The organism is Gelidimonas diazotrophica, from assembly GCF_055694025.1.
The window spans coordinates 2,876,214-2,896,673 of the sequence record NZ_CM146349.1 but is presented as its reverse complement, the minus strand read 5'-3'; the positions used below and the strand labels follow the sequence as shown (position 1 = coordinate 2,896,673).

The window sequence follows — 20,460 nt, the reverse complement described above, 5'->3', positions numbered from 1 at the left end:
GTAGCGCAGACCTCTGTGCCTGCACCGGGCAGCAGGCACAGAGATCCGCACTAGTTATTGCGTAATTCCTAATCAACAAAGGCGCACATGGATGTCGCAAGTATTTTTCGCTTAATCGCGCTGGCCGCCATCTGGGGCGGCTCTTTCTTGTTCATGCGCATCGGCGCACCGGTGTTCGGGCCGGGCGTGTTGATCGAGTTGCGGGTTGGTTTGGCTGCGATCTTCCTGTGGCTGATGTGCCGCATGCTCGGACGGCAGACCCATTTGCTGCAACACTGGCGGCATTTCCTGATCATCGGCCTGCTCAATTCGGCGCTGCCGTTTCTGTTGTTCGCGTATGCAGCGCAGACTTTGAGCGCGTCGCTGCTGTCGATTTTGAATTCTTCCGCACCCATTTTCGGCGCCATCATTGTCGCGCTCTGGCTGCGCCAACCGGTGGGCCTTTCGGCTGCGCTGGGGCTGGTGCTGGGCGTGCTCGGGGTGGCGACGTTGGTGGCGGGCAGTCCGATGGTGGATGGCGATGGCTGGTGGCTGGCGACTGCGGCCGGTCTGGCAGCGCCGTTTTGTTACGGGCTAGCCAGTGCCTACACCAAGCAGTCGCCGCTCGCCATTGATCCAACCGACAATGCACACGGCAGCATGTGGGCGGCCGCAATTCTGGTGTTGCCATTCGCACTGTTGCTGCCGGTCCAGCAAAGACCTGAGAGCGCCGACTGGCTGGCGGTGAGCGCATTGGCGATCGTCTGTACCGGTGCCGCTTATCTGATTTTTTTCAGGCTGATCAAGGATGTCGGGCCGATGCGCGCGCTGTCGGTAACCTTCCTGATTCCGGTATTCGGCGTATTGTGGGGCGCGTTGTTTCTGGGTGAGACGGTCGGCTGGAGCAAGCTGTTCGGCGGTGCGCTGGTATTGTGCGGCACCGCCTTGGCCAATGGCGTGATCCGGCTGGGACGCCCGATCACCACCTCGGCTTAACCCATATGCAGCCCGCCATTGATCGAAAAATCGGCTCCGGTGATGAACCCGGCCGCGTCATCGCAGAGGAACGCTACCGTGCGGCCGATGTCATCCGGCGTACCCATGTGGCCGACCGGGATTTGCGCGATGATTTGCTGACGCATTTCTTCGGCTACCGCCAGCGTCATTTCGGTGCCGATGTAGCCCGGTGAAATGGTGTTGACGGTGACACCCTTGCGCGCGCCTTCCTGTGCCACCGCCATCGCGAAGCCATGCACGCCGGCTTTGGCGGCGCTGTAATTGGCCTGGCCGAATTGCCCTTTTTGACCGTTCACCGACGAAATATTCACCACTCGTCCCCAGCCGCGCGTCAGCATGCCGTCGAACACTTGGCGCGTCATGTTGAAGACGCCGTTGAGATCGGTGTTGATCACCGCCAGCCAGTTTTCCACCGACATTTTCTTGAGCGTGCCATCGCGCGTAATGCCAGCATTGTTGATCAGGATATCGACCGCACCGATGTCCGAGCTAATGCGCTCGATCAACTGCTGGCAGGAAGCGAAGTCGCTGATATCGACCGGATACACGGCAACTTCGAATGATTGCTGCTGCATGCTCCGTTGCCAGGCGGCTGCGTTTTCCTGGTCGCCGTTAAAGTAAGTTGCAACCACGTGTCGCCCCTGTTGGCACAAAGCGCGGCAGGCTGCGGTGCCGATGCCGCCGGTGCCGCCTGTTACTACTGCAATTCTTTTGGTCATGCTGTTTTCCCCGTTGGTTGTGCAAATTTTCCTGATGCCTATCAGCATCGCTGTGATGATGTTTAGTTTATGGATTGCAGCGCAAATCAGGCTTGATAGCGATCAAGCCACTACAGTGCAACAGCACCAGTTGGCGCTGTTGCTGTCGCCGATGCTTCAGCCCAGTTATGGATATGATATGCACTGTTCCTGAATTATTCCGATTGCCACTGTCTTTTGGAGCATAAAAATGCCATACATGAAACAAGATTTCGATAGCCTGGTGAGCAGGACGCCCCTGTCGGAGCCACTTGGCCGGCGCGATTTCCTGAAAACCACTTTGGGTGCCGGCTTTGCGGCCGCGGTGCTGCCGGTGATGGCGCAGACCGTGATCAAGACCGATAGTATCGGTTTGACTGCAGACCAGATCACCATTGATGTGAATGGACGGAGCGTGCCGGTGTATCGGGCCCAGCCGGCCGGCAAGACCGATTTACCGGTGATATTGGTGGTGTCCGAGATTTTCGGCGTGCACGAGCATATTGCCGATGTCGCGCGCCGCTTTGCCAAGCAGGGCTATCTGGCGCTGGCGCCCGAATTGTTCGTGCGCCAGGGTGATCCGCGCGCTTACCCGGCGCTGGGCGAATTGATCGAAAAAGTGATCAATAAGGTGCCGGATGCCCAAGTGATGGGCGATCTGGATGCCTGTGCCGCCTGGGCTCGCAAGCATGGCGGCAATGCCGACAAGCTCGGCGTTAACGGATTTTGCTGGGGCGGACGCATCGCCTGGCTGTACGCGGCGCACAATCCGGACGTCAAAGCCGGCGTGGCGTGGTATGGCCGACTGGTGGCCAGCACTAGCGGCAATGATCTCGCACTGACGCCCCGGCAGCCGATCGATATCGCCGCCAGCCTGAAGGCGCCGGTGCTTGGCCTGTATGGCGGCAAGGATGGCGGGATCGGGCAAGATACCATCGAACAAATGCAAGCGGCGCTGGCCAAGGGCAGCAGCCATTCCGAATTCGTGGTGTATCCGGACTCCGGCCATGCTTTTTATGCCGACTATCGGCCTAGTTATGTCGAAGTCGATGCCAAGGACGGCTGGCAGCGCTGTCTGGCCTGGTTCAAGGCGAACGGCGTAGCGTAAATCGGCTGCACCTGCCACCATAAACTTAACTGCTGAATCAACCGCTTGAATTAGCTGCTTGTTTACAGGTAACCCTTGTCCGTGTTTTAATTGCAACCCAGTTGCAAATCTGAGGCTTAAAATTAACTCCACCCTTATATCCATCCTGCTCGCAACAACGATAGCAGGCGTGGGCAGCATTGTTGCTGCAGCGATTTTTTCGTTTAGCCTGTTATCGACGCTGGTGGATAGGATGGTCAGCTTTTCGGTCGGCATCCTGTTGTCGACTTCCCTGTTGCACGCGCTGCCGGAAGCGTTCGAGTCGCAAGCCGATACGCATACTCTGTTCGCCACGCTGTTCGGCGGCTTGATGGGGTTTTTCCTGCTGGAAAAATTCGCCATTCTGCGCCACTCGCACCACCATGAAGGCGACGGCCACGCGCATGCACACGGTCACGATATGCGCGAAGCCGGCAAGTCAGGTCTGATGATTCTGATCGGTGACGGCTTGCACAATTTCACCGACGGCATCCTGATCGCCGCCGCATTTCTGGCCGATCCCAAGCTTGGCATCGTCACTGGCCTGGCCATCATCGCGCACGAAATTCCACAGGAAATCGGCGACTTCATCGTGCTGCTCAATGCCGGCTTCAGCCGCGCGCGCGCCTTTACCTACAACTTGATTAGCAGTCTGCTGGCGGTGCTGGGCGGCTTGCTCGGCTATTTCATGCTGGAGTCTGCCACCGGCGCCATTCCCTATGTGCTGGTGCTGGCCTCGTCCGGCTTCATCTATATCGCGGTGTCCGACCTGATGCCGCAAATGCAGCGCCGCGCCACCCTGCGCGAAACCGTGCCGCAGATCGCATTGATTGGATTGGGCGTGGTGACGGTCTTGTATCTCACCGGACATACCAATTAATATGGGAGTATGCTGAGAAATAGGTATATTGCCGCATATAATCATTAGGATTTTAATAATACGGCACGTTGTATTATTAGAATTCAAAGCTTGATAGCGTAGTTTTTGAGAGCAAAATCAGAAAGGGAGCCGAAGGCTCCCTTTCTCACATGTAACGGCGGTCCTGCTCGTGCTCTGGTTTAGAACTCTTCCCACTCGTCACTGTTCGCGCCAGCCGGATTTTTTCCAGATTTTGGCGCGGCTGTAGCCGTGATGGCTTTTTGCTTTGAGACGGTTTTGGCAGGCGCCGGAATTTTTGCCGCAGGCGCACGCTGCACCAGCACCGCCGAAGTTTCGCTGCCCAGCTTGAAAACGCTGACCGCCTGCGCCAGCGACGCAGCCTGATCCTGCAGGCTTTCGGCAGCTGCCGCCGCCTGTTCCACCAGCGCCGCATTCTGTTGCGTCATTTCATCCATCTGGCCGATGGCTTGGTTGACCTGTTCGATGCCGTCGCTTTGCTCCTGGCTGGCGGCGGTAATCTCGCTCATGATGTCGGCCACCCGTTTGACCGAGCTGACGATTTCATTCATGGTGTGGCCGGCGTCGTCCACCAGTTTGCTGCCCTGATCGACTTGTCGTACCGAATCGTCGATCAGGGTCTTGATTTCCTTCGCGGCACTGGCGCTGCGCTGCGCCAGGTTGCGCACTTCGGTGGCGACCACCGCAAAGCCGCGCCCTTGTTCGCCGGCGCGGGCTGCTTCGACCGCCGCATTCAGCGCCAGGATATTGGTCTGGAACGAGATGCCGTCGATGACGCTGATGATGTCGGCGATCTTGCGCGAGCTGGCCTTGATCGAGCCCATGGTGTCGACCACTTGCGACACCACCTGGCCGCCTTTGACTGCCACTGTGGAGGCGGTGGCGGCCAGTTGGTTGGCTTGGCGCGCATTGTCGGCATTTTGACGCACGGTGCCGGTCAGTTGTTCCATCGAGCTGGCGGTTTCTTCCAGCGAACTGGCCTGGGATTCGGTACGCGAGGACAAGTCGGCATTGCCGGAAGCGATTTCGCGCGAGGCGACGGCGATGGTGTCGGTGCCAACCCGGACATTGCCGACTACGCGGGCCAAACCCTGGCTGATGCCGTTCATGGCCGCTGCGAGTTGGCCGAGTTCGTCGCGCCCACTGCTTTTGATCGCGGTAGTCAGGTCGCCCGCGGCAATTTGCTGTGCGGCTCGCGTCGCAGCACCGAGCGGACGACTGACCATCTGGCGTATCACCAGATACAAAAGGCTCACCAGAAACAGGTTGAGGATGGTGCCGATGATGGCGTAAGTGTTGCGCAGCGATGTTGCTGCGTTGGTAATCTCATCCGTATATACGCCGCCGACTACTACCCAGTCCCAGCCCTTGATGTGGTCGTATATGGCAATTTTTTCGCGCGCTGTCGACTCGCCCTTGTTCTTCCACGGATAAGTGATGGTGCCTTGCTTCTTGATCGCTATTTCCTTGACGAAGCTGATGCCGTTGGCGTCTTTCGCCTCCAGCATGTTCTTTCCTTCCAACGTTGGATGGATGGTCAGTTTGCCGTAGTCCGGACCTTCCTTCGCGTTCAGTACGTAGAAATAACCGGTCTGGCCTATTTTGACGGTTTTGATCTTGTTTTTCAGCGCATTGAGACCATCGGTGATGTCCACGCCGACATACAGGATGCCGATTACCTTGCCGCTGGCATCCTTGATTGGGTCGTACTGGGTCATGAATTGGCGGCCGAACAGCGTCGCCGGCCCGCTATATGATTGGCCCGCGATCAACAGCTTATAGCCGGGATAGTTGCGATCGAGCAGCGTGCCCACTGCGCGCTGTCCATCCTCTTTTTTGACCGAAGTCGATACCTGTATGAAATCCTCTGCCGACTTGACGAAAATCGTTGCCGTGGCGCCGGTCTGGCTGAGAAAGTTGTCCACTACCGAAAAATTGAGATTGAGCGGGGTGTCGCCATTCTTCAGGGTGGGGGTTTGGGTGCCGCCGACATCGACCATGGCGGTTGTATCGACCGCAAATTCGCCGTAGAAATAATTTTTCAATAATTTTGCGGAGCGGCCGACTTCATTGCGGGTCGTGCTATCGAGAACGTCAATCATGTCGACCACCATCCTGGCTTGCGTCTTGAGCGCTGCCGTCGTCTGGGATTCCATTAACTGCTTGTTCGAGTAGCCGATCGCGAGCGTAAAACAGGTGTACAGGCTGCCGACCAGCATTAATATTGCGAGCGCGAGTTTAGTCCCGATGCCCCAGTTGCGAATGTTGCTGATTATTGTATGCATGATTGATCCGCAAATAGTGTGAAATTGTCCCGCTAAATTTTAACTGGTAAATTACTCCAAAATTTAGTTATTGAAAGCAACTTTTAGATTTTTTATATATATCGTTTATATCAATTAATAATCGTATATTTTAATAACGCAGGTAATGTTTGTTAAATGTGGCTATTTTGACAAATATTTCTGCTGCCATCGACGCTGCCGGATACCTCGGCTGCATGCGCGCCGAATTCGGACGGGCCTAAAAGCAAAAGGGCATCTCTGCTAAAATCAGCCGATAAACTCACAAGTCTGAAGGCATGTATGTTGTATCCGGAACTGTTTAAATCGCTCGAACAAGTGCGCTGGAACATGGAGACGGATATTCCGTGGGACAGCTTCGACGCCAGCCTGCTCACCGACGAGCAGGCGCAAACCATCAAGATGAACGCGATTACCGAATGGTCGGCGCTGCCGGCCACCGAGATGTTTTTGCGCGATAACCGCGATGACAGCGATTTTTGCGCGTTCATGTCGATCTGGTTCTTCGAAGAGCAAAAGCATTCGCTGGCCATGATGGAATATCTGCGCCGCTTCCGTCCCGAGTACTTGCCGACAGAAGACGAGCTGGACAAGGTGCGCTTCGAGTTTGACCCGGCACCGGCGCTGGAAACACTGACCATGCATTTTTGCGGCGAAATCCGCCTCAATCACTGGTATCGCTGCGCCGCCGACTGGCATAACGAGCCGGTCATCAAGCAGATTTACAAGTTGATTAGCCAGGACGAAGCGCGCCACGGCGGCGCTTATTTGCGCTACATGAAGAAGGCCTTGCTGGCCAACGGCGACAAGGCGCGCGGCGCTTTCGCCCGGATCGGCGTGCTGATGGCGTCGGCCCGCCGCACCGAGAAGCCGTTGCACCCGACCAATCTGCACGTCAACCATGCGCTGTTTCCGAACGATACCGTGCAATCGCGAGTACCCGACCCGGGCTGGCTGGAGCACTGGCTGGACGATCAGATCAAGTTCGATGGCGCCTGGGAAAAAAAGGTGGTCGAGCGCATCCTGCATAATCTGTCGCTGCTGCTGGAACGCAGTTTCGACTCGGTGCAGGATTTGAATCATTACCGTAAAGAAATTGCAGCGCGGCTGGCTGCTACGGTAGAAGTTGCCTGAATGTGTTGCTAGAGTATTTTTAATGTGGCTCTAAATACAAGCGGCAATAAGCATGTTTACTGCCATACTCCACATAATTAATAATTAACCGGACTTCTGTCGCAACTCTGATGCCTACTACTTCGCCATTCTTTGAAGCCAAGCTCTGCCCGCGCACCGAACTCCAGGGTCGCGTTGCGGCATTGCCGCAACCGGTGGTCTTGACCAACGGCGTGTTCGACCTGCTGCATCGCGGCCATGTGACGTATCTGGCGCAGGCGCGCGCGCTGGGAGCGTCGCTGGTGGTGGCGGTGAATACCGATGCCTCGGTCAAGCGTTTGGGCAAGGGCGACGAGCGCCCGCTGAACTCCTGCGCCGACCGGATGGCCGTATTGGCGGCGCTGGAATCGGTCAGTCTGGTGGTGCCGTTCGATGAAGATACTGCGCTGGAAGTGGTGCAGCAGGCGCGTCCGGCGATTTACGCCAAGGGCGGCGATTACGATATGACGGCAATTCCGGAAGGACAGGCGGTGCTGGCGTACGGCGGGCAGGCAGTGGCAATCGATTTCGCACACGACCGCTCGACTACCCAGTTGCTGCAAAAAGTGCGCTCGGGTAATTGAGGGGGCTGTAAGGGATCATCACGTATTTTTTAAAATGTATGAGAGATGTATGAAAGGCACGATATGAAGCGTCGCATTGTATTGCAGTCAATATTGGCAAGTGTGCTGGGCGTGCACTTGCAGGCCCAAGCCGCATTGCCGGCCATTGAAGTATATAAAACGCCTAGTTGCGGCTGTTGCCATCTGTGGGTTGAACATTTGCGCGCCAACGGCTTTACCGTGAATGCGCATGATGTGGACGACACTACCGGTTACCGGAAAAAATTCGGCGTGCCTGAAGCGCTGGCCTCTTGCCATACCGGAGTGGTCGGTGGCTATGCACTGGAAGGTCATGTTCCGGCGCGCGAAATCAAGCGTTTGCTGGCCGAGCGTCCGAAAGTGAAAGGGCTGGCGGTACCTGCCATGGTGCAGGGTTCGCCCGGCATGGAAGGGCCGCGCAGCGACCCGTACGATGTGCTGGCATTTAGCGCCGACGGCCAATACGCGGTGTACCGGCATTACAATGGCACATCAAAATAGGGGAAGAACGATGAATGTAACGATTAAAACCATATTCAGCCTGGCGCTGGCTTGCGCGCTGACGCCGCTGGCTTTGGCTGCAGAGCCGGAACCGGTTGCCGAAATCGCAGAACCCAATGCCGTCGTACCTGCCGAGCCGGTAATGACACAAGGCGTAGTCAAAAAAGTGGATAAAGGCACCGGCAAGATCACGATCGCCCATGGCGCGATCAAGAATTTGGGCATGGGGCCGATGACGATGATGTTCCGTGTCAAGGACCCGGCGATGCTGGAGCAGGTGCAGGCGGGTCAGAAAATCCGCTTTCATGTCAACATCGTCAAGGGCGCTTATACGGTATTGCGGATGGAACCGGTCCAATAAGTTACGCTTTTTTCAGCATCATAAGACCGCCTGGTGCGGTTTTTTTTGTTTCTTATACTGAATAATGTATTTTTAAATCCGCACTGAAATATTGCGGGAAGTACACTGTTTTTGCATATACCCCCTGTAATTTCTTCTTTGCAGTATCTCAATTCCCGCCCGCAAAGTCATTCTGCCGCCACGCTTCATAGACCACTACCGCAACCGTGTTGGATAAATTCAGGCTGCGATTATTCGGGCGCATCGGCAGGCGGATGCGTTGCGCTAGCGGAAAAGTGTCGCGTAGTTGCGGGTCCAGTCCTTTCGTTTCCGAACCAAACACGAAAAAATCGCCGGGCTTGAAGGAAACCGCGCCGAACGGGGTCGATCCATGCGTGGTGAGTGCGAACATGCGCTGCGGATCGGGCGTCGCAGCGCTAAGGAATGCGGCCCAGTCGCGGTGCACCTGCATCGTTGCATAGTCGTGATAATCGAGTCCCGCGCGGCGCATTTTTGCATCGTCGAGCGCAAAGCCGAGCGGTTCGATCAGGTGCAATTGAGCGCCGCTGTTGGCGCACAGACGAATGATGTTACCGGTGTTGGGCGGGATTTCAGGTGCAACCAGTACGACATGGAACAAGCTATTCTCCAGATATTGTGAGCAATTTTAATGCGCCGGCGTGCGCGCAAAGACCAGGTTGGTGACGCGTGTCGCGCCGAAGCGTTTCAGGGTTGCGGCCAGTTCATTGAGCGTTTCTCCGGTAGTAATTACATCATCGACGATGCCGATATGCTGGCCCCGGATGCGATCGATTGCATCGGCCGGCACGCTGAATGCCTGCCGGATGTTTTTGCTGCGTTCTTGCGGTCGCAGAGTGGCTTGTGCTTGGGTATCGCGCAGGCGGCATGCGGCAGCCGGAAACAAATCGATTCCCAATGCGCGCGACAGCGGCTTGGCGATTTCCAGCGCTTGATTGAAGCCGCGCTCCGTCAATCTTTGCCGGCTCAGCGGAACCGCCGTCAATAGCGTGGGAAGCGCACAGTGGGATTGTTCCAGCATCGCGTCGCGCAGCATTGCCGAAAAAAGCGGCGCCAGCGCCAGTCGGCTGCCGAATTTCAGCGCCAGCACCAGTTGATCCAGCGGCGCTGCGTAATCCACCGCAACCACCGTGGCATCGAATGCCGGACGGTTTTTCAGGCAGGCGCCGCAAACCGTCGTGGATGCTTCGTTGCCGCTCAGGAGCGAAGCGCATTGCGGGCAACGTTGCTGCCGCCGGCTGCCATATTGGTGCATACAGTCGTTGCAAATCGCATCCGTCGCCGTAGCGCCACATAGCGCGCAACAGGACGGCAGTAGCGATAACATGCGGCTGCGCAACAGATGAGACCAGTGGTGGATTCGGGATTGCATGCGGTGGTGCGGTCCTCAAGCGTGTAAACTGAGGCTCGATTATCTCATTGCTGAAGCGATATCTCCGTGACGACACCACCTTCCTCTTCCGAACCCCGTTTGAGCGCGCCGATAGACCTGGCGCGTGTGCGGCATTTGTTTTCTTCTGCGCTGCGGGTGTCCGACGCCGAATTCTTACGCCGCGAAGTATCGGCCAGAATGTTCGAGCGTCTGGAACTGGTAAAAATCGATCCGCAACGGCTGCTGGACGCCGGTTGCGGCGCGGGCGGCGATTTGGCGCTGCTGAAAAAGCAGTATGCCAATGCCCATATACTGGGCGCGGATGCCTCTGCTGCGATGCTGCTGGAAGCCAGCAGCCGGCTATCCGCCGCGCTGTCCTCGATGCACCGTCTGCTGGGAAAATACCTTCCCGGCAAGGGAAAACGGGGTGGCGGGCTGGATGCATTTCTGTTGTGCGCCGACTTCGCCCAGTTGCCGCTGACGCACAATGCGGTCGATCTGGTCTGGTCGAACTTGGCCCTGCACTGGCACCCGCAACCAGACCGCGTATTTCTCGAATGGCGTCGGGTGCTGCGGCAAGACGGCTTGCTGATGTTTTCCTGTTTCGGCCCCGATACTTGCAAGGAGTTGCGCAACGCATTTGCCGCTATCGATGCCGCACCGCACGTGCTGCCGTTTGTCGATATGCATGATTTGGGCGACATGCTGGTGGACGCCGGATTTTCGACTCCGGTGATGGACATGGAGCACATCACGGTCACTTATGCCAGCGTGGAAAAGTTGATGGCGGATGTGCGTGCGCTGGGCGGCAATCCGCTCTCCACGCGCCGGCGCGGCCTGCTGGGCAAAGGCGATTGGTCCAGAATCGTCGGCCATCTGGAGCAACTGCGCCAGGCCGATGGCAAAATCCCCCTGACCTTCGAAATCATTTACGGCCACGCATTCAGGCCAGCGCCCAAAGTGATCAGCAGCGGTGAATCCATCATCCGGATAACGCCCAATCCCAACCAAAAATAAGATCGCGGTTTGGTATCGCCGGCAGCGCCGTCGATCAAGACTAGGCGGCCTATCTTTTGTCAACATGTCCCGGGTACTGTCAGAGCGTATTAGCGCTTGATAATACTTCGCGTTACAACTTATACTTCTACCGATATAAAAAATCGGCATAGAGTCGTTTTTTGATGAAAAGCAAGAGACGCGAATTTGCGCGACAGACAATTAGAGCGCACAGACGTCAGGTAGTCATAAAAATTCTAATTTAGGGTTGTTGGGGAAAACATGAAAAATGCAAAACGACTTCAATCGTTGATGGTCGGTACTGCGCTTCTGGCAACAGGATTGCCGTCGTGGGCCGCAGTGGATAGTCCGGGCGGCCCGGCCGTGCTTGCACTGAATTTGCAGACGCCGGTGACGCAGATCGCGCGCGAGATCTATTCGTTGCACACTTTGATGTTGTATATTTGCCTGGCAATTTTCGTCGCGGTGTTTGCGGTGATGTTTTATTCTATTGTCAAGCACCGCAAATCCAAGGGCCATAAATCGGCCAGCTTCCACGAAAGCACGACAGTCGAAATTGCCTGGACAGTGGTTCCTTTTCTGATCGTGATCGGCATGGCATTGCCGGCTACCAAGACGGTGGTGGCGATGAAAGATACTTCCAATGCGGACCTCACCATCAAGGCAACCGGCATGCAATGGAAGTGGGGCTACGATTACATCAAGGGTGAAGGCCAGGGGGTTTCATTCCTTTCCAGCATGTCCACGCCACGCGAGCAAGTGGTCGATCCGACCAAGATCAAAAGCGACAATTACCTTCTGGAAGTCGATAACGAAGTCGTTGTTCCAGTCAACAAGAAGGTCCGCATTATCCTCACCGCCAACGATGTGATCCATTCCTGGGCGATTCCTTCATTCGGCGTCAAGCAAGATGCGGTTCCCGGTTTTGTGCGCGACACCTGGTTCAAGGTGGAAAAAACGGGCACTTACCGCGGCCAGTGTTCCGAATTGTGCGGCAAAGAACACGCATTCATGCCGATTGTCGTCAAGGTCGTAACGGATGCCGAATATACCCAATGGGTTAATGCCAAAAAGAAAGAACTGGCAGCCAAAGCGGACGATCCGAACAAGACCTGGACCGTGGATGAACTCAAGCAGCGCGGCAACCAGGTATATGCGGCCAACTGCGTTACCTGTCATCAGGCAAGCGGCAAAGGCGTTCCGGGGGCGTTTCCAGCACTAGATGGGTCCGCGGTGGTGACGGGACCTAAAATTGATCAAATCAAACTGGTGTTAAATGGCAAAAATGCGATGCCATCCTGGAAGATGCTTTCTGATACTGACATTGCGGCGGTAATCACTTACACGCGTAATAATTGGTCCAACAAGGCCCAGCAAAACATTGTTCAGCCAGCCGAAGTCCTTGCAGCGCGCAAGTAATTGAATCTTTAGGATATTGAGATGAGTACAACTGCAATCGACCACGCACCCGATCATTCTCACGACCACGCGCATGACCATCCGCATGGTTGGCGCCGCTGGTTATATGCCACCAACCACAAGGATATCGGTACTTTGTACCTGTGCTTTTCGCTCACCATGCTGATGGTAGGCGGGGTGCTGGCGATGGGAATTCGGGCGGAATTGTTCCAGCCAGGCTTGCAGTTGATGCAGCCGGAATTCTTTAATCAACTGACCACGATGCACGGTCTGATCATGATTTTCGGCGCCATCATGCCGGCCTTCGTGGGTTTCGCCAACTGGATGATTCCGTTGCAAATCGGCGCCGCCGACATGGCTTTTGCGCGCATGAACAACTTCTCATTTTGGTTGATGCCGCCGGCGGCCCTTCTGCTGGTAACTTCCTTCTTGGCGCCGGGCGGCGCCAACGCAGCCGGCTGGACCATGTATGCGCCGTTGTCGACGCAAATGGGGCCTGGAATGGACATGGCAATTTTTGCCGTCCATCTGATGGGCGCGTCATCCATCATGGGATCGATCAATATCATTACCACCGTGCTGAATATGCGTGCACCCGGCATGACGCTGATGAAAATGCCGATGTTTTGCTGGACCTGGTTGATCACTGCCTACCTGCTGATCGCAGTGATGCCGGTACTGGCTGGCGCGATAACAATGACGCTGACCGATCGTCACTTCGGCACTTCATTTTTTAATGCGGCCGGCGGTGGCGATCCGGTAATGTTTCAGCATATTTTCTGGTTCTTCGGCCATCCTGAGGTCTACATCATGATTTTGCCGGCGTTTGGGATCATTTCGCACATCATTCCCACTTTCGCTCGCAAACAACTGTTTGGCTATGCGTCGATGGTCTACGCGACCGCAGCAATCGCGATTCTGTCGTTCACTGTCTGGGCGCATCACATGTTCGCTACCGGCATGCCGGTCACGGGTCAGCTATTTTTCATGTACGCAACCATGCTGGTCGCAGTGCCGACTGCGGTTAAGATTTTCAACTGGATCGCGACCATGTGGCGCGGCTCGATGACTTTCGAAACCCCGATGCTGTTTGCCGTCGGATTCATCTTCGTGTTCACAATGGGCGGCTTTACCGGCCTGATTCTGGCGGTTGCTCCAATCGACATCCAAGTGCAGGATACCTATTACGTAGTGGCGCATTTTCACTATGTGCTGGTGGCCGGTTCGCTGTTTGCCATGTTCGCCGGTTTCTATTACTGGAGTCCAAAATGGACCGGTTTCATGTACAACGAATTGCGTGGGAAAATCCATTTCTGGGGTTCGTTGATCCTGTTTAATGTGACTTTCTTCCCGATGCACTTCCTGGGCCTGGCTGGGATGCCGCGTCGTTACGCTGACTATCCGGCGCAATTCACCGACTTCAACATGGTGGCGTCAATTGGCGGTCTCGGTTTTGGATTGATGCAGGTGTACTTCCTGTTTGCGATCGTAATTCCTACCATCAGGGGCGGTAAAAAGGCAGCAGACAAGCCATGGGAGGGTGCCGAAGGTCTGGAGTGGACCGTGCCTAGCCCAGCGCCGTTCCATACTTTTGAAGTGCCGCCAATCGTTAAATAAAGGGTGGCGGGCTGAACAGGCCCGCCAGACGAAGTAAATGTCAGAACCAAAAAAACCTAATAATTTTAAAATGGCATTAATACTTGCCTCAATTGCTTTGACGTTTTTTCTGGGCGTGATCATCAAACAAGTCTGGTTTCGCTGAAAATGGATAAGCGCACAAACGTCGATTCTGAATTGACGCCGGGTAAATCCTTGAATAAGCAAATGCTGGGCAAGTTGCTGTTGATTGCCAGCCTGATGTTTGGGTTTGGTTATGCGCTCATCCCGCTTTACAAAAAGATTTGCGAAATAACTGGTATTAATATCCTGACCGCGCAAGAGACTGGTTTGCAGACGGTAGGTAATACGCAAGTGGACAAAACCAGGACTATTACGGTGGAGTTTGATGCCAATGCGCAAGGGCCTTGGCGTTTTCGGCCGACCGTAAGCAGTTTGCAGGTACACCCGGGTGAAATGGCGCAAGTCATTTATGAGGTGGTCAATACCCAGGCCCGCAGCATTAATGCACAGGCGATTCCAAGCTATGCGCCGCAACAGGCTCAGGCACATTTCAAGAAAGTGGAGTGCTTCTGCTTTCAGCAACAAACGTTGAAACCCAACGAAGCAAAACAAATGCCGGTGGTATTTTATATTGACCCAGCGCTGCCCAAAAACGTGAAGACAATTACTCTGTCCTACACTTTTTTTGAAGTTGGTGGTCAGCTACAAAAATCGATCTAAGAGGATGTTGATGCAGGACTTAAAACAGGAAAAGCCGCGCAAGTCATCGTTTCTGGCGACCATGAAAGCGGTCTTATGGTCGTTTTTGGGGATACGCAAAAAGAGCGGTTACGAACAAGATGCCGCACAACTAAATCCTGTGCATGTGATTATCGCCGGTGTTATTGGCGCCGTGATTTTTATTGCGACGCTGGTGATTATCGTCAGGATAGTCGTCGCAAAATAGCACACAAATATTCGTATCGGGAGATGTAAATGAGTTCTCAACACGCTAAAGCGCAGTCTGGCGCGCCATATTATTTCATCCCAGGTCCTTCAAAATGGCCCGCGTTTGCAAGCGTATCGCTATTAATAGCGATGTTCGGCGCAGCGGCCTGGGTGAACGATCTGGCTTGGGGTTCGTATGCCAATATCGCAGGCATACTGATGCTAATCGCCGTCCTGTACAGATGGTTCGGCGACACCATTGCCGAGTCTGAAGGCGGTTTGTACAGCCAGCGCATTGATAGCTCGTTCCGTTGGAGCATGGGTTGGTTCATCTTTTCGGAGGTGATGTTTTTTGCGGCATTTTTCGGTGCGCTTTTCTATGCGCGCAGTATCTCGATGCCATGGCTCGGAGACTTGGATCACAAGCTTTTGTGGCCGGATTTTAGCGCCCACTGGGGTAATGCCGGTCCTGCCGGTACGGTCGAGCCATTCCAGACCATGGGTCCATTCCCGATTCCAACCATCAATACCGCATTGCTGCTGACATCAGGCGTGACGTTGACGATTGCGCACCATGCCATGCGTGCAGGTGCGCGCACCAAGACCGCTTTATGGCTTTTTGCGACAATATTGCTGGGGGCCACGTTCATTGGCTTCCAGGTTTATGAATACATGCATGCGTACAGCGAACTGAACCTGAAATTAACTTCAGGAATTTATGGCTCAACCTTCTTTTTGCTCACTGGCTTTCACGGCTTCCACGTCACGGTGGGCGCGATTATGCTGTCGGTTATCTTGTACCGTGTTCTGAAAGGGCACTTTACGCCGCAGCAGCATTTCGCATTTGAAGGTGCCGCCTGGTACTGGCATTTCGTGGATGTGGTCTGGCTTGGCCTGTATGTGGTGATTTACTGGTTGTAATTCCATTTCTAAATCAAACTTGCACTTTGTAGACTTCGTGCTCACGATTGATTTAGAACCGGAATAAAACCTTCTGGCTCAATACGGGCAGACAAAAAAGCCGCACTTCGGTGCGGCTTTTTTGCTGGAACAGGATTGCGATTGCCCCGGTCAGTTTTCTAGCGCAGCCCAGTGGGTTGTATCAGCCCGAAGTAATGCGCCGCCAGCAATAGCGCAAATAACGCGATCGAAAAACCGACCCGTAGTGCCAGTGCATTGACGGTTCGGTTGCTTTTTCCTTTGTCCTTCATCAAAAAAACCAGAGCGGATACGAGACTGGCAATAATCAGGATGAATCCGACTGCGATGATTATTTTCATGATGGGGCGTCACGTGCAAGAGTGTTTCGATTACGGTAAGCGCATTGCCAACAACGCGGCGTACGGGGAGGTGACATTGTAATGCCTAGTGTATTTCGCTTCAGACTGATTCCATTCGTTGCCACCTTATTGGTTATGGCGATAGGGATTACGGCCGGGCAGTGGCAAACCCGACGCGCGGCAGAAAAGACAGCGATCGAAGTAAAATTGGCGCAACGTGCGGCAGCGCCACACCTTGCCATTGATGCGCGGCCGCTCGGGATTACTGATGTGGAATACCGCACGGTGAGCGTCAAGGGAGAATTTCTCCCCAACTGGCCGGTCTATCTGGACAACCGTCCTTACCAAGGCGTCGCCGGTTTGTATGTTTTGATGCCGTTCAGGATTGACGGCTCCAGGATGCACGTATTGATTGCGCGTGGCTGGGTGCCGCGGGACCCGACTGACCGGAAAAAATTGCCGGTTATTCCGACGCCCGCGGGCATAATTACAGTGCAAGGCATGGCCCGGCGCAATCCGGGCAAATTATTGCAGCTTGGGCAGCAAGATGCGCTACGCCCGGGCGTCATTTTGCAAAATCTGGAGGTTGTCAGTTTTGCGCAAGCCAGCGGCTTGCAAATGCAGCCCTTCCTGCTGGAGCAAACGAGCGCGCTACCGGATGGCTTGAAGCGGGATTGGCCACTGCCGTCAATCGGCATAGACAGGCATCGGGGTTATGCATTTCAGTGGTTCGCGCTGACTGCGGTGGCATTTATATTCTTTGTAGTGACAGGATTTAGACGTGGAACAAAATAAACAACGGCGCGCTGGGCGCGGCAAATTATTCATGGTGCTGGCGGTCTGTGCCGCACCCTTGATCGTGTCCTATTTTACCTATTACGTGATTAAGCCATCCGGACGCACCAACTACGGTACTTTGCTGGACCCGAGAAATCATCCGATGCCGGTCCTTGCCAGTACCGCGCTGGATGGCTCCCAGCTTTCCTTGCAGGCTTACCAAGGCAAGTGGCTGATGGTGCAGGTCAATGACGCCGATTGTCAGGCTTCCTGCCAAAAGAGGCTTAACGATATGCGCCAGTTGCGTCTGGCGCAAGGCAAGGAAATGGATCGCATTGAACGCGTCTGGCTCATTACCGACGACAAGCCGCTCGAAACTATGCTGCTGCGCGAATACGACGGCATGCGCCATTTGCGTGTGCCATCGCAAGCCTTGCAAGCTTTAAAAGACTGGCTGCCGGCAGAGCAGGGTGGCGTTGTCTCAGATCATATCTACCTGATTGATCCGTTGGGCAATCTGATGATGCGCTATCCAAAAGATGCCGATCCGAACAAGATCAAGAAAGACCTGATCAAGCTGTTGAAAGCGTCAGCCGTTGGTTGATCCAAAATTATGCTGATGCAACTTGCCATCATGGGGCTGCTTGTGGCGCTGTTGCCGCTGACGCTGGTTTGGGTCTCGACTGACGCGAATAAATACCGCAAGCTGGCCTGGGTGAGCGTTTTCCTGACTTTCGATCTGATCATGTTCGGTGCCTTTACGCGCCTGACCGATTCCGGCTTGGGCTGCCCCGACTGGCCTGGCTGTTATGGCGAAGCTAATCCATTCCTGGCGCATGCCGATATTCATGCGGCCCAGACCTTGATGCCGGATGGTCCGGTGACCGTGTTGAAAGCCTGGATTGAAATGGTGCACCGCTATCTGGCGATGGGTGTTGGGGTACTGATCATTGCGCTAATGCTGATTGCCTGGCGCTTGTGGCTTCGTTCTGAACGTAATCCGGCGAGCGCTTTTCACCCGGGCTTGCCGACCTGGCTGCTGTTTTTTGTTTGCCTGCAGGGCGCGTTCGGTGCCTGGACGGTGACGTTGAAATTGCAACCGGTGATCGTGACCATCCATCTTTTGCTTGGCATGACGCTATTGGCCTTGTTGACCTGGCTGGCAGCGCGCCAAAGCGCGCCAGTTGTGCCAGACCCGCGTGCCGCGACGTTGCGTCTGCCAGCAATTGTTGCACTAGTGTTGCTATTCTTGCAGATCGCTCTGGGCGGCTGGGTCAGCACCAACTACGCCGCGCTCGCCTGCACCGATTTCCCGCTGTGCCATGGCGCGCTGATACCGCCGATGGATTTCGAGCATGGCTTCACGCTGTGGCGGCATCTTGGCAAGACTGCTGCCGGCGATTACCTGCCGTTTTCGGCTCTGACCGCGATCCACTGGATGCATCGCAACTTCGCATTTATAGTTATCGGCTGCATTGCCTGGGTTGGATATCGCGCTCTGCAGATTGCAGCCTTGCGCCAGATCGCACGCTGGCTGTTGATTGTTGTCGGCTTACAATTTGCGACAGGACTTTCGACCATATTCCTGAACTGGCCGCTAGCTATTGCTGTACTGCATAACGGCGGCGCCGCGCTGCTCGTACTGTTGCTGGTGATGCTAAACTACAAGGCAACCATCTCATCCCAAACCTTGCCTGGCGCAGCGCATATGCGGTCATCATCCTTTTAAATTCTGCCTAATGACAACCCTTATCGCTTCTCAAAACCGTCTGGCCCAATATCTAGCGCTGACCAAGCCGCGCGTCACACAACTGGCCGTATTTTGCGCGGTGATCGGCATGTTCCTGGCCACCCCGGATTTGCCGGACTGGAAAGTCGTCATCGCTGCCACTGCCGGCATCTGGTTGCTGGCAAGCGCGGCATTTGCGGTCAACTGCCTGGTGGAGCGTGAAATCGATTCGCGCATGGCACGCACTGCACGTCGCCCGACGGCCAACGGTGCTATCACGGTACCGCAAACGCTGGTTTTTTCCGGCGTTCTGGGCGGCATCGGCATGCTGGTTTTATACAACCTGGTCAACCCATTGACGATGTGGCTGACTTTCGCCACCTTCGTCGGCTATGCTGTGATTTACACCATTATCCTGAAGCCGGCGACACCGCAAAACATCGTCATCGGCGGCTTGTCCGGTGCGATGCCGCCTGCGCTCGGCTGGGCCGCGATAGCCAATGATGTGCCGATGCAGGCATGGTTGCTGGTGTTGATTATTTTCGTCTGGACGCCCCCGCATTTCTGGGCGCTTGCCATGTACCGGCGCGATGATTATGCAAAGTCGGGATTGCCCATGCTACCGATTACGCATGGCATGGAATTCACCGGTTTTCACGTCTGGTTGTATACAATTGTGTTGGTTGCCACCACCACTTTGCCCTATGCGGTGCGCATGAGCGGTTTGATTTATCTGTTTAGCGCGCTGATATTGGGCGCTATTTTTCTGTGGTACGCGTGGCAAATTTATCGCCATTACAATGACCTGCTGGCGCGTAAGACATTTGCTTATTCGATTATTTACCTGTCGCTGTTATTTGCAGCCCTGTTGGTCGATCACTATTTTCCATTTTGAATCCATGCGCTTAATTTCCGCCTCACGTACTCTGATTACTCTTTTTACTGCCACTCTGGCACTGACCGCCTGCGGCGACAAACCGCTGTCGGAACGCTTGCAGAGCCTGGTATCTGCTGACAAGGTTGCCTTCCAGAATACCGACATCACCGGGATCGATTACGCCAAGGATTTTGCGCTGACCGACCATCATGGCAAAGCTCGGACTCTGGCCGATTTCAAGGGTAAAGCCGTTGTGGTTTTCTTCGGTTACACCCAGTGCCCCGATGTCTGCCCGACCACCATGGCGGAAATGGCGAGTGTCATGCAAGAGTTGGGTCCGTTGTCGGACCGCGTGCAAGTGTTGTTTGTGTCGATTGACCCGGAGCGCGACACGCAAGCGTTGCTGGCGCAATATGTGCCGGCCTTCGATCCACGCTTTCTCGGCATGGTTGGCGACCAGGCTGCCACCGAAAAAATAGCCAAGGACTTCCGTATTTTTTATCAAAAAGCGCCGGGCAAGGAGCCAGGCAGCTACACGATGGACCATACCGCCGGTAGCTACGTGTTCGATCCGCAGGGCCGGATGCGCCTGTTCATCCGGCACGGACAAGGTGCGGCACCGATTGCCAGCGACTTGAAATTGCTGCTGAAATAATGCATGTTGAAATGATGACCGTCGCAACGAAAAAAAGCGCTCCGAAGAGCGCTTTTTTAACGTTGAAGCTGGGCCTTAAAGTAGGAGCCAGCG

25 protein-coding genes are annotated in these 20,460 nt (G+C 55.0%); 20 read left to right on the top strand and 5 right to left on the bottom strand.

Annotation, left to right across the window (positions count from 1 at the left end; genetic code table 11):
• Positions 1-87 precede the first annotated feature (87 nt).
• Positions 88-975, top strand: a complete 888-nt coding sequence (locus KGFNPO_RS13465; RefSeq protein WP_472631757.1) for a DMT family transporter — start codon at positions 88-90, stop codon at positions 973-975.
• On the opposite strand, the gene phbB is transcribed toward KGFNPO_RS13465, so the two are convergent.
• The gene (phbB, locus tag KGFNPO_RS13460) at positions 972-1,715 is read right to left on the bottom strand and encodes an acetoacetyl-CoA reductase (RefSeq protein ID WP_472631756.1); all 744 of its coding nucleotides are present in this window, start codon (positions 1,713-1,715) and stop codon (positions 972-974) included. The two genes, KGFNPO_RS13465 and phbB, sit on opposite strands and share 4 nt — an antisense overlap.
• On the opposite strand from phbB, the gene KGFNPO_RS13455 reads away from it, so the two are divergent.
• From KGFNPO_RS13455 to KGFNPO_RS13445, 3 genes are all read left to right on the top strand, one after another.
• Entirely contained in the window at positions 1,714-1,908 is a 195-nt protein-coding gene (locus KGFNPO_RS13455) for a hypothetical protein (protein ID WP_472631755.1), read from the top strand. The two genes, phbB and KGFNPO_RS13455, sit on opposite strands and share 2 nt — an antisense overlap.
• Before the next feature lie 36 nt (positions 1,909-1,944).
• On the top strand, positions 1,945-2,841 hold the full coding sequence (locus KGFNPO_RS13450) for a dienelactone hydrolase family protein (protein WP_472631754.1): 897 nt from the start codon (positions 1,945-1,947) through the stop codon (positions 2,839-2,841).
• 169 nt (positions 2,842-3,010) lie between these two features.
• Complete coding sequence (locus KGFNPO_RS13445) at positions 3,011-3,739, top strand: ZIP family metal transporter (protein WP_472631753.1); 729 nt, start codon at positions 3,011-3,013, stop codon at positions 3,737-3,739.
• 179 nt (positions 3,740-3,918) lie between these two features.
• Here the strand turns inward: KGFNPO_RS13445 and KGFNPO_RS13440 are convergent, their stop codons facing one another.
• Positions 3,919-6,042, bottom strand: coding sequence for a methyl-accepting chemotaxis protein (locus tag KGFNPO_RS13440; RefSeq protein WP_472631752.1), 2,124 nt, complete (start codon positions 6,040-6,042; stop codon positions 3,919-3,921).
• 300 nt (positions 6,043-6,342) lie between these two features.
• Between KGFNPO_RS13440 and KGFNPO_RS13435 the strand changes: the two genes are divergently transcribed.
• The 4 genes from KGFNPO_RS13435 to KGFNPO_RS13420 all read left to right on the top strand — a co-directional run bounded on the left by KGFNPO_RS13435 (position 6,343) and on the right by KGFNPO_RS13420 (position 8,676).
• Positions 6,343-7,194, top strand: coding sequence for a ferritin family protein (locus KGFNPO_RS13435; protein WP_472631751.1), 852 nt, complete (start codon positions 6,343-6,345; stop codon positions 7,192-7,194).
• A 110-nt stretch (positions 7,195-7,304) separates the two neighbouring features.
• Positions 7,305-7,796 (top strand): D-glycero-beta-D-manno-heptose 1-phosphate adenylyltransferase, encoded by a 492-nt coding sequence (rfaE2, locus tag KGFNPO_RS13430; RefSeq protein WP_472631750.1) that lies wholly within the window; start codon positions 7,305-7,307, stop codon positions 7,794-7,796.
• A gap of 63 nt (positions 7,797-7,859) precedes the next feature.
• Entirely contained in the window at positions 7,860-8,315 is a 456-nt protein-coding gene (locus tag KGFNPO_RS13425) for a DUF411 domain-containing protein (RefSeq protein ID WP_472631749.1), read from the top strand.
• Between the two features lie 10 nt (positions 8,316-8,325).
• Positions 8,326-8,676, top strand: a complete 351-nt coding sequence (locus KGFNPO_RS13420) for a copper-binding protein (RefSeq protein ID WP_472631748.1) — start codon at positions 8,326-8,328, stop codon at positions 8,674-8,676.
• A 148-nt stretch (positions 8,677-8,824) separates the two neighbouring features.
• On the opposite strand, the gene trmL is transcribed toward KGFNPO_RS13420, so the two are convergent.
• Positions 8,825-9,295 carry a tRNA (uridine(34)/cytosine(34)/5-carboxymethylaminomethyluridine(34)-2'-O)-methyltransferase TrmL gene (gene trmL, locus KGFNPO_RS13415; protein ID WP_472631747.1) on the bottom strand — a complete coding sequence of 157 codons (471 nt, stop codon included), beginning with the start codon at positions 9,293-9,295 and terminating at the stop codon, positions 8,825-8,827.
• A gap of 27 nt (positions 9,296-9,322) precedes the next feature.
• Positions 9,323-10,021 (bottom strand): phosphoribosyltransferase family protein, encoded by a 699-nt coding sequence (locus KGFNPO_RS13410; RefSeq protein WP_472634480.1) that lies wholly within the window; start codon positions 10,019-10,021, stop codon positions 9,323-9,325.
• Positions 10,022-10,132: 111 nt separating this feature from the next.
• Here KGFNPO_RS13410 and KGFNPO_RS13405 point away from each other — a divergent pair, with 111 nt between their 5' ends.
• From KGFNPO_RS13405 to KGFNPO_RS13375, 7 genes are all read left to right on the top strand, one after another.
• Positions 10,133-11,083: a methyltransferase domain-containing protein gene (locus KGFNPO_RS13405; protein ID WP_472631746.1), complete on the top strand. Its 951-nt coding sequence runs from the start codon at positions 10,133-10,135 to the stop codon at positions 11,081-11,083.
• Between the two features lie 261 nt (positions 11,084-11,344).
• Positions 11,345-12,502 carry a cytochrome c oxidase subunit II gene (coxB, locus tag KGFNPO_RS13400; protein ID WP_472631745.1) on the top strand — a complete coding sequence of 386 codons (1,158 nt, stop codon included), beginning with the start codon at positions 11,345-11,347 and terminating at the stop codon, positions 12,500-12,502.
• A gap of 21 nt (positions 12,503-12,523) precedes the next feature.
• Positions 12,524-14,119, top strand: coding sequence for a cytochrome c oxidase subunit I (gene ctaD / locus KGFNPO_RS13395; protein ID WP_472631744.1), 1,596 nt, complete (start codon positions 12,524-12,526; stop codon positions 14,117-14,119).
• Positions 14,120-14,156: 37 nt separating this feature from the next.
• A complete protein-coding gene (locus KGFNPO_RS13390; RefSeq protein ID WP_472613445.1) occupies positions 14,157-14,264 on the top strand; it encodes a cytochrome oxidase small assembly protein in 108 nt (35 codons plus the stop codon).
• A 2-nt stretch (positions 14,265-14,266) separates the two neighbouring features.
• The gene (locus KGFNPO_RS13385) at positions 14,267-14,842 is read left to right on the top strand and encodes a cytochrome c oxidase assembly protein (RefSeq protein WP_472631743.1); all 576 of its coding nucleotides are present in this window, start codon (positions 14,267-14,269) and stop codon (positions 14,840-14,842) included.
• Between the two features lie 10 nt (positions 14,843-14,852).
• The gene (locus tag KGFNPO_RS13380; RefSeq protein WP_472631742.1) at positions 14,853-15,068 is read left to right on the top strand and encodes a DUF2970 domain-containing protein; all 216 of its coding nucleotides are present in this window, start codon (positions 14,853-14,855) and stop codon (positions 15,066-15,068) included.
• Between the two features lie 29 nt (positions 15,069-15,097).
• Positions 15,098-15,970: a cytochrome c oxidase subunit 3 gene (locus tag KGFNPO_RS13375; protein ID WP_472631741.1), complete on the top strand. Its 873-nt coding sequence runs from the start codon at positions 15,098-15,100 to the stop codon at positions 15,968-15,970.
• 158 nt (positions 15,971-16,128) lie between these two features.
• Here KGFNPO_RS13375 and KGFNPO_RS13370 read toward each other — a convergent pair whose 3' ends face one another.
• Entirely contained in the window at positions 16,129-16,329 is a 201-nt protein-coding gene (locus tag KGFNPO_RS13370; RefSeq protein ID WP_472613441.1) for a twin transmembrane helix small protein, read from the bottom strand.
• 81 nt (positions 16,330-16,410) lie between these two features.
• Here KGFNPO_RS13370 and KGFNPO_RS13365 point away from each other — a divergent pair, with 81 nt between their 5' ends.
• From KGFNPO_RS13365 to KGFNPO_RS13345, 5 genes are read left to right on the top strand one after another with little or no spacing between them, the layout of a single operon-like run.
• The gene (locus KGFNPO_RS13365) at positions 16,411-17,124 is read left to right on the top strand and encodes an SURF1 family protein (protein ID WP_472631740.1); all 714 of its coding nucleotides are present in this window, start codon (positions 16,411-16,413) and stop codon (positions 17,122-17,124) included.
• Positions 17,111-17,710, top strand: a complete 600-nt coding sequence (locus KGFNPO_RS13360; RefSeq protein ID WP_472631739.1) for an SCO family protein — start codon at positions 17,111-17,113, stop codon at positions 17,708-17,710. Before KGFNPO_RS13365 ends, KGFNPO_RS13360 begins: the two co-directional genes overlap by 14 nt.
• 9 nt (positions 17,711-17,719) lie before the next feature.
• A complete protein-coding gene (locus KGFNPO_RS13355) occupies positions 17,720-18,835 on the top strand; it encodes a COX15/CtaA family protein (protein ID WP_472631738.1) in 1,116 nt (371 codons plus the stop codon).
• Positions 18,836-18,845: 10 nt separating this feature from the next.
• Complete coding sequence (cyoE, locus tag KGFNPO_RS13350) at positions 18,846-19,730, top strand: heme o synthase (protein WP_472631737.1); 885 nt, start codon at positions 18,846-18,848, stop codon at positions 19,728-19,730.
• 4 nt (positions 19,731-19,734) lie between these two features.
• Positions 19,735-20,367, top strand: coding sequence for an SCO family protein (locus tag KGFNPO_RS13345; protein ID WP_472631736.1), 633 nt, complete (start codon positions 19,735-19,737; stop codon positions 20,365-20,367).
• Positions 20,368-20,460 lie beyond the last annotated feature (93 nt).